The following is a 272-nucleotide window of genomic DNA, read 5'->3' on the forward strand; positions in this document are numbered from 1 at the left end:
TTTAAGTCCTGTGTGTCTGCCAATTCCACCACCCCGGCAGGACTTATATATGTGGAGCGGAAGACGAGGTTCGAACTCGCGACCCCCACCTTGGCAAGGTGGTGTTCTACCACTGAACTACTTCCGCACATATATGAAATTAATGAAAGATGCGGGTGAAGGGACTTGAACCCCCACGTCGTAAGACACTAGATCCTAAGTCTAGCGCGTCTGCCAATTCCGCCACACCCGCGTGTGAATATAAATGGTGAGCCATGAAGGACTCGAACCTT

The 272-nt window shown here is 50.7% G+C and carries 2 tRNA genes; both read right to left on the bottom strand.

Going from position 1 to position 272, the window contains the following annotated elements:
* Positions 1-52: 52 nt before the first annotated feature.
* Positions 53-127: transfer RNA gene (locus AC0C45_RS30180), tRNA-Gly, on the bottom strand.
* Positions 128-150: 23 nt separating this feature from the next.
* Positions 151-232: transfer RNA gene (locus AC0C45_RS30185), tRNA-Leu, on the bottom strand.
* Between the last annotated feature and the right edge of the window lie 40 nt (positions 233-272).

The sequence above is a fragment of the Priestia sp. VA7 genome (assembly GCF_055710015.1).